The sequence below is a fragment of the Dehalococcoidia bacterium genome (genome assembly GCA_025060295.1).
GTDB lineage: Bacteria > Chloroflexota > Dehalococcoidia > Lucifugimonadales > HRBIN23 > HRBIN23.
Window position 1 is genome coordinate 94,724 of the sequence record JANXCH010000002.1, and the last position, 13,651, is coordinate 108,374.

11 protein-coding genes are annotated in these 13,651 nt (G+C 63.6%); 6 read left to right on the top strand and 5 right to left on the bottom strand.

All coding sequences use genetic code 11. The annotated features are described in order from the left end of the window. The 5 genes from NZ951_01775 to NZ951_01795 are packed head-to-tail and all read left to right on the top strand — an operon-like array spanning window position 1 to window position 4,746. The gene (locus NZ951_01775) at window positions 1–741 is read left to right on the top strand and encodes an aldolase/citrate lyase family protein (GenBank protein MCS7206652.1); all 741 of its coding nucleotides are present in this window, start codon (window positions 1–3) and stop codon (window positions 739–741) included. A gap of 22 nt (window positions 742–763) precedes the next feature. After that, window positions 764–1,711, top strand: a complete 948-nt coding sequence (locus NZ951_01780; GenBank protein MCS7206653.1) for an aldolase/citrate lyase family protein — start codon at window positions 764–766, stop codon at window positions 1,709–1,711. Then, on the top strand, window positions 1,708–2,904 hold the full coding sequence (locus NZ951_01785; protein MCS7206654.1) for a CoA transferase: 1,197 nt from the start codon (window positions 1,708–1,710) through the stop codon (window positions 2,902–2,904). Before NZ951_01780 ends, NZ951_01785 begins: the two co-directional genes overlap by 4 nt. A gap of 50 nt (window positions 2,905–2,954) precedes the next feature. After that, a complete protein-coding gene (locus NZ951_01790) occupies window positions 2,955–4,322 on the top strand; it encodes a CoA transferase (GenBank protein ID MCS7206655.1) in 1,368 nt (455 codons plus the stop codon). A gap of 10 nt (window positions 4,323–4,332) precedes the next feature. Beyond that, the gene (locus tag NZ951_01795; protein MCS7206656.1) at window positions 4,333–4,746 is read left to right on the top strand and encodes a dimethylsulfonioproprionate lyase family protein; all 414 of its coding nucleotides are present in this window, start codon (window positions 4,333–4,335) and stop codon (window positions 4,744–4,746) included. Between the two features lie 19 nt (window positions 4,747–4,765). Here the strand turns inward: NZ951_01795 and NZ951_01800 are convergent, their stop codons facing one another. The 3 genes from NZ951_01800 to NZ951_01810 are packed head-to-tail and all read right to left on the bottom strand — an operon-like array spanning window position 4,766 to window position 8,451. Continuing rightward, window positions 4,766–5,671, bottom strand: coding sequence for an ABC transporter permease (locus tag NZ951_01800; GenBank protein ID MCS7206657.1), 906 nt, complete (start codon window positions 5,669–5,671; stop codon window positions 4,766–4,768). Window positions 5,672–5,680: 9 nt separating this feature from the next. Further along, window positions 5,681–6,634: an ABC transporter permease gene (locus tag NZ951_01805; GenBank protein MCS7206658.1), complete on the bottom strand. Its 954-nt coding sequence runs from the start codon at window positions 6,632–6,634 to the stop codon at window positions 5,681–5,683. A gap of 26 nt (window positions 6,635–6,660) precedes the next feature. Further along, a complete protein-coding gene (locus NZ951_01810) occupies window positions 6,661–8,451 on the bottom strand; it encodes an ABC transporter substrate-binding protein (protein ID MCS7206659.1) in 1,791 nt (596 codons plus the stop codon). A gap of 625 nt (window positions 8,452–9,076) precedes the next feature. Here NZ951_01810 and NZ951_01815 point away from each other — a divergent pair. Beyond that, the gene (locus NZ951_01815; GenBank protein MCS7206660.1) at window positions 9,077–10,645 is read left to right on the top strand and encodes a long-chain-fatty-acid--CoA ligase; all 1,569 of its coding nucleotides are present in this window, start codon (window positions 9,077–9,079) and stop codon (window positions 10,643–10,645) included. 1,015 nt (window positions 10,646–11,660) lie between these two features. Here the strand turns inward: NZ951_01815 and NZ951_01820 are convergent. Next, on the bottom strand, window positions 11,661–12,629 hold the full coding sequence (locus NZ951_01820) for a glycerate dehydrogenase (protein ID MCS7206661.1): 969 nt from the start codon (window positions 12,627–12,629) through the stop codon (window positions 11,661–11,663). Continuing rightward, a complete protein-coding gene (locus NZ951_01825) occupies window positions 12,617–13,642 on the bottom strand; it encodes an acetylserotonin O-methyltransferase (protein ID MCS7206662.1) in 1,026 nt (341 codons plus the stop codon). Before NZ951_01825 ends, NZ951_01820 begins: the two co-directional genes overlap by 13 nt. Between the last annotated feature and the right edge of the window lie 9 nt (window positions 13,643–13,651).

The following is a 13,651-nucleotide window of genomic DNA, read 5'->3' on the forward strand; positions in this document are numbered from 1 at the left end:
GTGTCTCCCCTGCGCTCTTTGGTCCTGGTACCCGCCCACCAGACGGCACAGGTGGACTCCGTCCTCACCTGGGGAGCCGATGGTGTCGTGTTGGACTTGGATACCCTCGTCCATCCTCAACGCCGAGAAGAGGCGCGACGCCAGGTGGCCCGGCGTCTCCACAACCCCCCCGCAGCAACCGCTCTGTGGGTGCGCCTGCCCGCCGAGGCGTCGGCCGAGGATTGGCAGGCGCTACAGGGCAAGGGATTGGAAGGGGTCATCCTTGGGTGTGTAGAGGAGGTCTCCCAGGTAGCCACTGGTGCTGACCGCCTGCAGGTGCTGGAGAGGGAACATGGCCTGCCCCCGCACGCCGTCAGCCTTTTCCTTTCTCTGGACACGGGCAAGGGCTTGTGGCATCTGCCTGACCTGGTGCGCGCCAGTGCACGGGTGCGGGGGGTGGTGCTGGGCCTGGGCGACTGCGCTTATGACCTGACCGATGCGGAGGAGCCTGTGCCCTTCTACCGATTGCCTTTCCCCCGCTACGCTGCGCCCCTGTTCGTCTACAGCCGAACGGTTTACCTGGCCTGCGCTTTGGGCATACAAGGCTTTGTCTGTCTGGGCACTAGCATGGCCCCCACTGCCCCCGACAAGGGGCTTCTCGAGGCAGGGGCGCGGCGCGCAGCTGCCCTGGGCTTTACGGGGGCCCTGACCCTCCACCCCGAAGGGGTTATGGCATGCCACACCGCCTTTCCACCCCGCTAAACTGGGAACCAGGAGGCCAGCGATGGCCCAGAACCTCCCCCGCGTTCGACGCTCAGTCCTCATCATGCCGGTGAATGTGCCCCGCTTCATAGAGCGCGCCTGGACACGCAACGCCGACGCTATCACTTTAGACCTGGAGGACGCCGTCGCCCCCACGCAAAAGGCCCATGCGCGCACCTTAGTGAAGGATGCCATCCCCACCGTGGCCGCCGGCGGGGCCGAGGTGGGGGTGCGCATCAACCACGGCACGCCCCGCGAGGATTGCCAGGCCTCGGTGTGGCCCGGCCTCGCCTATATCGCCTTCCCCAAAGCCGAGTCCGCCCAGGAGGTGCACAGCCTGGACGCCATCCTCACCGCCCTGGAGCAGGAGCGGGGCCTCCCCCCTGGCTTTATAGAAATCCAGGCCATGATTGAAACGGCGCAAGGGGTCTGGAACGCTTACGCCATCGCCAGCGCCAGCCCCCGCATCCGCCAGTTTGGGGGCGTCTCCCCCGGGGATCTCACCGCCGACCTAGGCATTCACTTGGAGGCAGAGGTGGATGTGCTGGCCTTCGCCCGGGGGTGGACCGACCTGGTGGCCCGTGCGGTGGGGAAGGAGGTTACTAGCGGGGTGTGGTCGCCCGGCCCCCCTTTCGGCTACGCCGACCGGGAGGCCCTCCGGAAACGGGAGGAGGTTAAGCGCCGCGCCGGCTTCCGCACCGGTGGGGGCATTCACCCTGCCCAGGTAGAGGCGGCCAACGCCGGCCTCACCCCCACACCCCAGGAGGTCGCCCAGGCCCAGCGCATCCTGCACGCCTTTGCGACGGCCTGGGCACAGGGCGAGGCCTATGCTGTCGTGGATGGACGTCTGGTGGACAGGCGCGTCGCCGAGGCGCTACGCGAGTATCTCGCCTTCGCCCAGGCCTGTGCCCGCAAAGATGCGCACAAACGCCAGATGCAAGAGGCCATGCGCCAGAAGGAGAAGGCATGACCGACGGTCTTGTCAGCGATCTGCGGGTATTAGACATGTCCCAGGGCATTGCTGGCCCTCTGGCGGGCAAACTCTTGGCTGACCAGGGAGCGGAGGTGGTCAAGATAGAGCCCCCCGAAGGCGACTACGCCCGCCGGCGAGGCCCCTTCCCGCATGATATCCCCCACCCCGAAAAGAGCCTCACCTTCGCCTACTACAACACCGGCAAGAAGGGCATTACTCTGAACATCCGCACTCCCACAGGGGCCACCCTGCTGAAGGAGTTGGTGCGTCAAGCCGACATCCTCATAGAAGACCTGCGCCCGGGGGAGTTGGCGTCTTTAGGTCTTGGCTATGAGGCGTTGGCCCAGGTGAACCCCCGTCTGATTCTGGTGTCGGTTACCCCCTTTGGACAGTATGGCCCCTATAAGGACTTCGCTGCTGAGGACATCACCCTTCAGGCCATCAGCGGGTTCCTCTACCTCAGCGGGGATGCCGACAAGCCCCCTGTGCAGGTGGCCCTGGAGCAGGCCCAGATTATGGGCGGGCGGTGCGCCGCCATCGCCACCATGCTGGCGGTGATGGAGCGCTGGGCCTCGGGGCGAGGCCAGCATGTGGATGTCTCCATCGCTGAAGCGGTGGCTAGCCAGCCCCCCATGCACATCGTCCAGTACGCCTACGTGGGGGTGGTAACCACCCGCGGTCCCCGCACCCCTAATCCCACCGACGGCGACTACCTGCCCTGCAAGGATGGCTACATCTGTCTGACTACGGGCGGGGGCAACCCCTGGGAGAAATTCGCCCAGTTGTTCCAGGCTCCGGAGCTTTTGGACCCCCGCTTCGCCACGCGGGAGGGGCGCGCCCGCCACGGGGCCGAAATCCAGCGTCTTCTGGTGGAGCGCCTGCGGGAGCGGGGCAAGTATGAGGTGTTCCACACGGCGATGCAAGACCGTTTCGTCTTGGGGGTGGTGCAGACGCCTGAGGAGGTGCTGGCCTGCCCCCATCTCAAGGAGCGGGAGGCGTGGCAGGAGGTGAGCCACCCCTTTTGGGGCACCCTGCGCTACCCCCGTAACGGCTTTCGCCTCAATGGACGGCCCGCGGGGGATATCCGCCCCGCCCCCCTGCTGGGCCAACACAACGCCGAGGTGTTCTGCGAGTGGGTGGGACTGCCTCGAGACATCCTCCCCCGCCTGCGGGCGGAGGGCATCATCTAACAGACTTTCAAGGGCGCAATGAGACCAATCCTAGCGTGAGGGAGCACAGCATGATCGGTCAGGGCCAGACCACTGCCCCGTTGCAAGGGGTTCGCATCGTAAGCGTGGAGGACTACCTGCAACTCCCCTGGTGCACCGTCCTTCTGGCCGATATGGGGGCGGAGGTGATACGGGTGGAGTCCCTGGCGCGGGGCGAGACGCGCACGATGGGGCCCTATCCCGATAACCGCATCGGCCAGCGCTTTTGGGACCAGGGGGGCATCCATCATCTGTGGAACCGTAACAAGATGAGCCTCACCCTAGACCTCACCACACCCCAGGGGGTAGAGGCCTTCAAGGCTCTGGTGGCCATCAGCGATGTGGTGGCCGAGAACAACCGCGCTGGCGTGATAGAGCGCTTTGGTTTGGACTACGAGGCCCTGCGCCGCGTGCGCCCCGACCTGATTATGCTCCGCACCACCGGCTACGGGCAGACGGGGGCCTGGCGGCGGTATGGGGCCTTCGCCCGCACAGTGGACGCTGTTACGGGTCTTTCCCACCTGACGGGATATGCCGGAGGCCCCCCAGTGCGGGCCAATCCCTCCTATATGGACATCACCGCCGCCTGGAACAACGCCCTGGTCATCCTTATGGCTCTGCACTACCGCCGCCGCACTGGGCGAGGGGTGTTTATAGACATGTCTATGTATGAGACCGGGATTACCTGCATCGGGGTGGCCTTGCTGGAATGCCAAGCCTCTGGCACCTACCCGCCCCGCATAGGCAACGGGCACCGCTGGATGGTGCCCCACGGCTGTTACCCCTGCGCCGGGGAGGACGAGTGGGTTACCCTGGCCGTCCGCACCGAGGAGGAATGGCGCCGCCTCTGCCAGGTGATGGGTCGCCCCGACCTGCTCACCGACCCCCGTTTCGCCACATACCCTGCCCGCTGGCAGAACCGGGAGGCGTTGGATGCCCTCATCGCCGCGTGGACGCGCACCTTGGATAAGCGCACGGTGATGCATCGCTTGCAGGAGCAAGGCATCCCCGCCGCCGCCGTGTTCCACGCCAAAGACCTGCTGACTGACCCCCACTTCCGTCAGCGGGGCTTTTTCGAGCGCTACACCCACCCTCCCGAGGTGGAGGGGGTAGGCACCCGTGTCTACACGGGGCGTCCCTATCAGTTCTCCCGCTCTAAGGGCTCCATCCGTTTCATCGCCCGTCTGGGGGAGCACAATCACCCCATTTTGGGCGACCTGCTGGGTCTGGATGCCGCGCGCATTACGCAGATGGAGCGGGAGGGGATTATCGGCACCGTGCCGGTGGATGCAGAGCGCCTGCGCCCCAAGCCCGCGCCCCCCGAAGAGCAGGTGCGCATTGGAGGAGTTGCCTTCCGCGACCCCCAGTACCGCACCGTTTTGGGATTAGACCAGGGATAAGGAGGTGTCTATGATGGCCAAACCCAAGGTCGTGGTGCGTCCCGAGGAGTTCCGTGGGGGAGCCCCCATGGAGGCCCGCCCTGGGGTGCGGGATCTCAAACTCATCTACCCCGAACTGGGGGTGCCCACCAAGACCCTCATTATGGGCATTGTGGAGATTGCCCCCGGTGCCCACTCCCCTCTGCACAAGCATAACTGCGAAGAGGTCTACTATGTGCTCCAGGGACGGGGGGTGCTGGAGAGCGGGGGGGAGCGCTATGACATCGCCCAGGGGTATGCTGTCTACAACCCGCCCGATGTGCCCCATCGGGTGTTCAATACCGGCGATATCCCCATACGGCTGGTGGTGGTGGCGGGCATCATGTTTGTGGGGCTTCTCCCCGAGTGGCCCACTCCAAGTCCCTATGTCATCCTAGAGAAGTGATGCACCTGGCGGCCTGTGCTCACATGCGCCCCCGCAGTTTGGGGTCCAGCAGGTCGCGCAGAGCATCGCCGAACAGGTTAGCTCCGAACACGGCGGCGCTGATGGCGATGCCGGGGAAGATGGCCAGCCAGGGCATCAGTTCAAAGTAGCGCAGGGCCTCCAGGGAGAGCATGCGTCCCCACGAGGGGGCTGGCGGAGGCACCCCCATCCCCAGGAAACTCAAAGACGCTTCAGTGAGGATGGCTGTGCCCAGCCCTGCGGTGGCGTAGACAATGAGCGGGGCCAGACAGTTGGGCGCCATATGCCGAAACATCTGGCGGAGGGGGCTGGCTCCCACTGCCCGCGCCGCCTCCATATAGTGGGCCTGGTTGACCGCCAGGGCTACAGACCGCACCAGGCGCACCGTCCCCGGGATGCGGGGGATGGTGATGGCGACCAGCACATTGTTCAGAGAGGGCCCCAGCATGGCCACGATGGCCAGGGCCAGCACCAACGGCGGCAAAGTGAATACAATGTCCATCAAACGTTGGATGATGTTGTCCACCCACCCCCCATAGTACGCGCTCACGAGCCCCAGCACCAGGCCCAGCATCGTTACCAGCACTGTGGATACTATCCCTACATACATGGAGATGCGTGCCCCATACACCACCCGGCTATACAGATCCCGCCCGAAGGTGTCTGTGCCGAACCAGTGGGTTGCCGAGGGGGGCTGGAGAATGCGGGTGGCATCCTGGCGGTTGGGGTTGCCCGCCCCGAAGAGGCCGGGAGCCAGGGCCATCAGGGTGAACAGGAGTAACACGCACGCCCCCGCAGCGCCCAATGGCTTGCGCCGGGCGAAGCGCACCAGCGCCCCTGCCCACTTCCACCGCCGTTGCAATGCCAGGACGCTCTCCCCCTGTGCCTGAACCGGCGCTCCCGCCATCCCCGCCTCCTAGCGATAGCGGATGCGCGGGTCCAGCCACGCATACACCAGGTCCACCACAAGGTTCACCACCAGCACAAACAGGGCAAACACGAACACCAGCGCCTGCACCGAGGGGTAATCCCGATGGAAGATGGCGTCCACCAGAAAACGCCCCATCCCCGGGATGGTGAACACCGTCTCCACGATGACAATGCCCCCGAACAGGGTGATGACCTCTAAACCGATGAGGGTAACCACGGGGATAAGGGCGTTTTTGAGGGCGTGGCGGGAGACCACCACCCGCTCCCGCAGGCCCTTGGCGCGCGCCGTGCGAATGTAGTCCTCCCGCAGGACCTCCAGCATACTGGAGCGGGTCAAGCGCGCCCCCACTGCCGACAGCCGATATCCCGTGATCAGGGCGGGAAGCATCAGACGCTGGAAGTTCAGCCACGGGTCTTCCCAGAGGGGGCGATACTCTAACGGGGGTGTCCAGTGGAACAGGAGCACCAGCCCCACAATCGCCAAAATGGCCAGGAAAAAGTTGGGGATTGACAGCCCCGCAATGGTGAAGATCCGCAAAAGGTAATCCACCCAGGTGTCCTGCTTGAGGGCCATCAGGATGCCTGCGGGCAATGCAATGGCGACGGACACCGCCAGGCTCACTACCAGCAGGCTAATAGTAACCGGGTAGCGCAAAGCGAACTCCGTCCTGATGGGTTGGCCCGTCCAGAGGGAGTGGCCGAAGTCAAAGCGTAGCGCCCGGCTGAACCAGTCCCAAAACTGCACGGGAAGGGGACGGGTCAAGCCCAGCTGCTCCCGCAGGCGGGCGATGTGTTCTTGGGAGGCGGCGCTTTCGCCCCCGGGCACCAACACGGCCACCACATCCCCGGGCAACAGGCGCATCAGCACAAACACCAGCACCACCGCCCCGAGGAAGGTGGGAACGGCGAGCAGAAGGCGCTGGAGGATGTAGATGTGCACCGCACCTCCCGCCCACGGCGGTTAGGCTACTGGCAGCGGCCCCCCAGACACCAGACGGTCTCCAGACGCCGGAAGTTGAACACCTGGTCGCCTGTGGTCAGGCGCCACCCCTGCACCCGGTTCCAGTAGGCCATCGCCGCCACCCAGTAATAGGTCCGCACATCAGGCACATCCTCCAGGAGGATGCGCTCCAGTTGGCGGGTGAGCAAGGCGCGCTTGGCGGGGTCCAGTTCCTTATTCTGCTCTGCCCAGATGCTGTCGAACTCGGGGTTGCAGTAGCGGGTGATGTTCACCGAGGGAGGCTGGGTGCACAGGTAGGAGAAGGTGTAGGCGCTGGGGTCATCCACCACCGTTACGGCCGCTGCGTGAGCGGAGATAACGAAATCCCCGCGCATATTCAAGTCGCTGAAGGCGGCCGTGTCCAGCATGCGGATGTTCAGGCGCACCCCCACCTCCTCCATATCCGCCTGGTAGACGGGGTAGGCGCGGTGATACAAGGCTCCGGCGCGGGCGTTCATCTCAAAAGTGGAGTTGTCGGGCAGGCCCGCCTCCCGCAGGAGTTGACGGGCTTTGGTGCGGCGGGCGGCCATATCGGTGCTGAAGAGGGGGTGCTGGAGGAGTTCCGCCTCGGGCAGAGCGTAGGGGGTCAAATGGGGAGGGATATACCCGCCCAAAACGCCCCATCCGTCGGAGACCTTTTGGATGGCTGCCCGCTGGTCAATGGCATAGGCGAAGGCCTGGCGCACCCGCTTATCGTTGACGGGGGGCTTCTGCGTGTGGAAGAGGATGACATGCCAGGCCCCGCGGGGGGCTGTTTCATACATCGCCTCGGGGTAACGACGCTTCAGGATCTCCGCTTCGCTGGGCTCCAAGTTGCGGGCTATGCCTGTTACCGTCAACTTCCGTGTGCGGAAGGCGGCGAAGATGGCCGAGAGATCCGGCATAATCACCACATGCACCTGGTCCAGGTAGGGCATGCGGTTGCCCAGGGTGTCGGTTTTCCAATAGTTCGGGTTGCGCTTGAACCAGTAGTCCACTCCCGCTGTCCAGCGCTCGAATACAAAGGGGCCGGCCCCCACCAGCACCTTTTCGGGGGTTTTGGCCAGGGTTGAACGGGGGCGCCCTTCGGCGCGCAGGGCGTCGGCGATGGCCTTGCGGTAGATGGCTGTTCGGCTTCCCCCCAGGGCGGGGAGGAACATGGCATTGGGCTCCTTCAGAGTAACCACCAGGGTCGTGGCGTCGGAGCACTCCACCGACCCTATCCCCAGATAGGGATGCAATGTGGAGATGGCCGTATCGGACATGGCCTCTAAGGAGGCTTTGGCATCGGCGCAGGTTACGGGCGTGGCGTCGTGGAAAAGGACGCCTTGTCGCAGGGAGAAGGTATAGGTCTTGCCGTCGGGGGAGACCTCCCAGCGGGACGCCAGTTCGGGCTGGAGGGTGCCGGGGCCGATGAAGTTGTCAATCACCAGGAGGCTGTTGTGGGCCAAGGAGGCGGCCTGCACGACAATGTTGCTCCCCTCCCAATACATGTCAAAGGAGGGTGCCTGCTCCTGTAAGGGGAAGGTGAACACCCCGCCGTAGTCTATCTTGGCGGTGGGGGGCAGGGGGGTCGGCGTGGGATAGGGTGTGGGGGTGGCCAGCAGGAGGGGGGCAGGGGTAGGCGTAAGCTGAGCGGGGGCGGGTGTAGGGGTAGTGAGGGGTGCAGGGGCAGGTGGGGGTGTGGGTGTGGGCACCCGCGGGGTGGGGGTAGGAGCCGCCGCCGGCCGACACGCCACGCTGAGAAGGAGCACTATGAGGGTCGCCGGGATGCTCACCCAAGCTCCTATGCTCTGCCGGGGGTGCGCTCTGCGCATACCTGGCCTCCTCGGGAACGGGGAGAGCGCCCCTCAGTATACCATGCTTTGGGGGGCCACAGGGTATCCCCAAAGGGGTGCTGGGGCCCCCTTCAAGTTCTGGGGGGTTGCGCCGGATGCTCGGCAGAGGCGCACCGCGGGTCTACCCTCAGGGGAGAGCGCAGGGGGCTTTCCCTCCCAGCGTGGTGCGATTGACACGTGTAACTCACGGGATTGCGACGTGTCTCTAAGCCTCTTTCCATCCCAGCATGGTTGGATTGGCATTCTTTCCCATACCTGTGCACATCCGCGTTGGGGGAAAGTATACAGATAAGTACCGCTTGGAGGAGCCACTGGTGTGTGGCGAGGCCAAAATCTTGTGCCGGGTGGTGATGTGGGCCAGCAAGAAGGAACCTATAAAGTGGGGGCTGTTCCTCTTGGGGGTGCCGTACAGGTAGGGGAAACCTCGTTATCCTTGTTGCCACACTGCATCCGCTATGCAGTGAACTGTAGGAAAGCCTTCGAGGCTCCCTTTGCGCTGTAATCCACTCCTTGTGCTACCATGCTTGTGGCGTAGCCTGTCACCCTTTTTGGAGGTGCGCCCCGTATGCATGTCGCCGAGTTTCTGACCCTCACGGCCGCCATCGTCCCTGACCGGGAGGCCATCGTCTTTGAGGGCAAGCGTTTCACCTTCGCCAACCTGCAGGAGCGCGCTAACCGTCTGGCCAGTGCTCTGGCCAGCCTGGGCGTTGGCCGGGGCGACCGCATCGCCACCCTGCAGGTCAACTGCAACGCTCTGGTAGAGACCGTGTTCGCCGCCGCCAAGTTGGACGCCGTGTTCGTCCCTTTGAACTTCCGCGCCAAGGCCGACGAGATTACCTACATGGTCAATCAGAGCGAACCCAAAGTGCTCCTGGTGGGGCGTCGGTATTATGACCTGGTCAACGGCATACGCTCCCACCTGCCTTCTGTGAAGCACTACATCGCCCTAGAAGGCCCCTATCAGGATTGGCCCCTCTACGACGCTTTGGTGGAGAGCGCTGATCCCCAGGAGTTCTTCCCAAACGGGGGAGATGACGACCTGGTGGTGCTGATGTTTACGGCGGGCACTACAGGCACCCCCAAGGGCGTCATGCTGACCCATAACAGTTTCTCCTCCTACATCCTGAACAATGTGGACCCCGCCGACCCGGAGACAACAGAGAAGAACATCCTCACGGTGCCGTTGTATCACATCGCGGGCCTGCAGGCGGTGATGGCGGCGGTATATGGGGGGCGTACCCTGGTCATCCAGCGCCAGTTTGAGCCGGTGGAGTGGATGCAACTGGTGCAACGGGAGCGGGCCGACCGCGCTATGATGGTGCCCACGATGCTCAAGCAGTTGATGGACCACCCCGAATTCCGCAAGTATGACCTGTCCAGTCTGAAGGTCATCACCTATGGGGCGGCCCCCATGCCCCTGGAGGTCATTAAGCGTGCCCTGCGGGTGTTTCCCCACACCCGCTTCATCAACGCCTTCGGCCAGACGGAGACGGCCGCCACCATCACCATGCTTGCCCCTGAAGACCACATCATCCCGCCGGGTCTGCCCCCCGCCGAGGAGGAGAAGCGCCTGAAGCGCCTGGCGTCCATCGGCAAGCCTTTGCCCGATGTGGAGGTGCGCATTGTGGACGAGAACGGGGAGGAGGTGCCGCCGGGGGTGGTGGGGGAAATCGTGGCGCGCGGCCCCCGCCTGATGAAGGGCTACTGGAAGCAGGAGGAGGCCACCAAGCAGACCATCCGCGGGGGGTGGCTCTACACCGGCGACCTGGGCTATCGCGACGAGGAGGGGTATATCTACCTGGCAGGGCGGGCAAAGGACTTCATCAAGCGGGGTGGGGAGATGATCTCCCCCGAGGAAGTGGAGCAGTGTCTGATGTCCCACCCGGCAGTGGACGATGCGGCGGTGATCGGCGTGCCCGACGTGGACTGGGGGGAGCGGGTGCGGGCCATCGTGGTGCTCAAGCCCGGGGCGCAGGCAACGGAAGCAGAACTCATCGAGTTCTGCCGCCAGCGCCTTGCCAGTTTCAAGAAGCCCGAATCGGTGGTATTTGTGGACGAGCTGCCCCGCAACCCGATGGGGAAGGTGCTCAAGCGCGTCCTGCGGGAGCAGTATGGCCAGCCGATTAAAGGGTAGGAGGCGCCATTGCTGGGGGTGGGGGGCCTATGGGCCTTGCGGAGGTTGATGTAACGCTGACCAATCGCTTGGACGGGCAAGGAGTTACCGTGCGTATGTAGGTGAACACGGGCGCAACCTTCCTGGGAGTACCCGAGGGCTTGGCCTGCCACTTACGGCTCCCCCGCCGGGGAACCCCAACCACCACTATCGCTCACGGGAAGGTAACTTTTGACCGCTCCCTCGCAACGCTACAAGTTCAGGAGAGAACTCCGGACAGCCCTGTTCTCATCAGCCCACTTATTGACAGAGTCTTGCTGGGGGTGCTTACACTAGAGGCGCTGGGCCTCAAGGTAAATCCCGTGACGGGCACCCGGGAAGATGCAGAGGTGGTGCTGTTGAAGGTTTAGCATTTGGGCAGGTAGTATCCCTGCCCAACACAGTGGGTATCGGTATTATCAGATTGGTAGCGGCGGAAGAAAATGGCGGATTGGCTTATATTTGCAGGCACTTTACTTCTGGCAGTCCAAGTTTGGGTCTGGTTCGGTGGTTTCGCATTCTTGATGTTTTATCCATTGCACCAGTTAATTGATAGTGTGAATTCGCGTCTGCAAGCACGAAAAGAAGCGTTGAAAACACGCGGCAATAAGTTAACTGGGGGAATGTTACAAATTGCCAAAATGTGCTTTATTCTTGCAATAGTGATTGTTCTTCCGGTCGTAATCTTGATGCTTATATTCGCATTGATCGATTTTCGATCACAGCGTTAGACAAGAGACTAACTGAATATACCAATAAACGCTTAATGAAATACCGCAAAAGCCTCACAATAGGCTTTCGTATAGGAGCCAAGATGTATCCGACTCCTCGTCGGGCGAAAAGGATCATCGAACGGGGGCTTCCAGAACCATTCTTACAAAGAATACTTGATCAACAGAATATACCTTATAGTGGCATTATTGGTGTGCTATGCATACTTGTTGGATTTGCCCTTAATCAATTCTCACGCTGATATGGCCTGTGGGGAGGTCTCCCCCTACACCACCACCCGCAGGCGCCGCCCCTCTAGCCACGCCCGGATGTTCTCCACCACCATCGCCATCCCTGCCGCCGTCGCCTCGGGCGTCATTCCCCCCGTGTGGGGCGATAGCACCACATTGTCCAAGCGGCAGAAGGGATGCTCCGGGGGCAACGGCTCCCGCCCAAACACATCCAGTCCCGCCCCTGCGATGCGCTTCTGCGCTAGCAGGTCGGCTAGGGCCTCCTCGTCCACCACAGGCCCCCGTGCCGTGTTCACCAGAATGGCCGTGGGCTTCATCATCTCCAGTAGGCGGCGGCTCACCAGCCCCCGGCTCTCGGGCGACAGGCGCAGGTGCAGGCTCACCGCATCGCTCTGACGGAAGAGGTCCTCCAGCGAGACGAACTCCACACCCAGGCGTTGGGCGCGCTCGGGTGAGGGGTGGAAGGTCCACGCCACCACCCGCATCCCCAGGGCCTTCCCCAGGGCCGCCACCCGCTCCCCAATAGGCCCCAGCCCCACCACCCCCAGCGTCTTCCCCGCTAGGAGGGTGCGATAGCCCCGTTCAGCCCACCGCCCCTGGCGAATCAAGCGGTCGTGCACCACTAGCCTATTGGCCACCGCCAAGAGCAAGGCGATGGCCAGTTCCGCAACGCTATCGGCCGAATAGCCCGGCGTGTTGCTGACCACAATGCCCCGCCGCCGGCACGCCTCCAGGTCAATGTTGTCCACGCCAATGCCGTACACGGCGATGTGGCGCAGGTGGGGGCACTGGGCCAACACCGCCTCGCTGAACCTGCTGGACGAGCGGATGTTCACGGCCACATGGGCGTCCCGCAAGCGCTGGGCCAAATCCGCCTCCGAAGGGGGCAGGGTATCGTAGATGATCAGGTGGCCCAGGCGACGCAACTCCGCCTCGGCGGGCGTGCCCCGTAGGGCGGGCGGGGCATCGTCGGGAACTACTATGCGCACCTTTACCGTTTCCATCCCACAATCAGATCTCGCGGGCCGTGCAGAATGCGCACCGTGCAATCGGTAAAGCCCGCCTCCTCCAGCCACTGCTGGTATTCGCTGGCTGTGTGCTCCTCACCCCCTGTGGACACCAGGTCATGCAGGTTGAGCAACGCCGTCAGCAGGGGCCCGGTGCGCCCCTCGTCTAGCACCTTCTCGCATACCAGGATGGCACCCCCCGGGGCTAGCACATCATAGCAGTTGCGCAACACCTGGCGGGCCTGGGACGGGGTCAAATCGTGCAACACCCATCCCAAAGCGACCACATCCGCACCGGATGGCATCGTCTCCTTGCGGAAGAAGTCTCCCTCCACCACGGTTACTCGCCCCGCCACACCGTGCGCCTCCAGGTTCTCCCGCGCCACGGCCGCCACCAAAGGCTGTTCCAAGACGATAGCCCGCAGATGCGGATAGCGTTGCACAGCTGCAATGCACAGCGCCCCCGACCCGCCACCCACATCGAGTAACAGGTGGTGGGGAGTGAAGTCGTAGGCTTGCACTATCTCCTGGGCCGTGGGCAAGGTCAGGGTAATGCCCTGCACGAAGGCTCGCAACCGCTGGGGGTCGGCCGCCAGGGCTTGGAACAGGTCAAAACTGGGGCCGAACACCTGCTTCACGCGCGGGGTATTCTCTCGGATGGCGTCGGGCAGGTATTCCCATAGGCGCCAGTGCAAGCGGGCCATATGCTCCACCGGCCCTCCCAGGTAGGTGGGACGCCCCTTCACAAGGTAGGTGTCAGCCTCCAGGGTGTTGGCATAGCGTCCATTGTCGCGGCGCAGTAACCCCAGGGCCACCAGCGCGTTCAGAAGCCGTTCCAACGCGCGGGGGTGCAAACGCATCCGATAGGCCAACACCTCGGCGCTGGCCGGCCCTTTGGACAGTTCGTCAAAAATGCCTAACTCCACCCCCGTGAACAGGGTGCGGGACACCCAGAAGCCGATAAGCATCTGCTGGATGCGGTCGGGCGACGGCAGAGCCTGCTCGGGCATCCTGATGCT